Source organism: Burkholderia sp. KCJ3K979, assembly GCF_016759955.1.
GTDB lineage: Bacteria > Pseudomonadota > Gammaproteobacteria > Burkholderiales > Burkholderiaceae > Burkholderia > Burkholderia orbicola.
In genome coordinates, this window is sequence record NZ_JACFYV010000413.1 from 1 (window position 1) to 1,534 (window position 1,534).

The 1,534-nt window shown below is 66.4% G+C and carries 2 protein-coding genes; both read left to right on the forward strand.

Annotated elements, in window-relative coordinates; genetic code table 11:
- Window positions 1-184 precede the first annotated feature (184 nt).
- Window positions 185-1,024 (forward strand): MetQ/NlpA family ABC transporter substrate-binding protein, encoded by an 840-nt coding sequence (locus H3O04_RS35280; protein ID WP_023477071.1) that lies wholly within the window; start codon window positions 185-187, stop codon window positions 1,022-1,024.
- A gap of 10 nt (window positions 1,025-1,034) precedes the next feature.
- The coding region (locus H3O04_RS35285) for an LLM class flavin-dependent oxidoreductase (RefSeq protein WP_202589508.1) at window positions 1,035-1,534 on the forward strand (500 nt) is incomplete at its 3' end.

Sequence of the window (1,534 nt, forward strand, 5' to 3'; positions counted from 1 at the left end):
CCCGCCCGCCATATCGCCGCGCGCGATTTTCTTCGCACAATCGCTTCGTAGACCGCCCTCTCGCCGCTCTCTATCATCGGCTGATCCTTTTCCGATGGGACGACGACCGTCCGGAGAACGCCCGCGCGTTCGCCGCGGCGTCGCTCATCCATCGATACCGTCTTTGGACAGGAGAGTGGTTCCCATGCTGCATCCCGTGTTTTCCGCCCGCTTTTCCGCCGGCCGAGTGGCCCGCCTCGCCCGCCTGCTGACGGCCGCGCTGCTCGGCGTCGCGCTGCTGAACGGCGCGCGCGCCGACACCGCGCCGCTGAAGGTCGGCATCTCGACCAGCCCGCAGATCGAGGCGCTGAAGATCGCCGCGAAGGAGGCGAAGGAGCAGGGCCTCGACGTGAAGATCGTCGAATTCACCGACTGGAATACGCCGAACGCGGCACTCGCGAACAAGGACATCGACGTCAACTACTTCCAGCACATCCCGTTTCTCGAGAACGCGAAGAAGCAGGGCGGCTACAACTTCATCTCGATCGCGCCCGGCACGATCATGAAGATCGGCCTCTATTCGAAGAAGGTGAAGAGCTTCGCCGAGCTGAAGGACGGCGCGCGCGTCGCGATCGCGAACGATCCGGTGAACGGCGGGCGCGGGCTGTTGCTGCTGCAGCGCGCGGGGCTCATCACGCTGAAGCCGGGCGCCGACTACCGCGCGACCACCCACGACATCGTCGCCAACCCGAAGCACCTGAAGATCATCCCGCTCGAAGCGTCGCAGCTCGCGCGCTCGCTCGACGACGTCGATCTCGCGCAGGGCTACCCGAGCTTCATCAAGCTCGCCGGCACGACCGACCCGAACAGCGCGCTGCTGTTCGACGGCACCGAGAACAAGAACTTCGCGATCCAGTGGGTCGTGCGGCCCGAGAGCGCGAACGATCCGCGCATCCGCAAGTTCATCTCGATCTACCAGCACTCGCCGGCGGTGCGCAAGGCGCTCGACAACGCGTTCGGCTCGCTGTACGCGATCGCGTGGTGACGGAGGCGGCATGACGACGGAGAACCGCAAGAAGATCCTGCTCAACGCGTTCAACATGAACTGCGTCGGGCACATCAACCACGGGCTGTGGACGCATCCGCGCGACCGCTCCGCGCACTACACCGATCTCGACTACTGGGCCGATCTCGCGCGGACGCTCGAGCGCGGCAAGTTCGACGGGATCTTTCTCGCGGACATCGTCGGCGTGTACGACGTGTTCGGCGGCGGCCCGGACGCCGCGCTGCGCGAATCGGTGCAGGTGCCCGTCAACGATCCGCTGCTGCTCGTGCCGGCGATGGCGCAGGTCACGCGGCATCTCGGCTTCGGCGTGACCGCGAACCTGACCTACGAGCCGCCGTACCTGTTCGCGCGCCGCATGTCGACGCTCGATCATCTGACGAAAGGGCGCGTGGGCTGGAACATCGTCACCGGCTATCTCGACAGCGCCGCGCGCGGGATGGGGCTCGCGCAGCAGATCGGCCACGACGACCGCTACGAGCGCGCGGACGA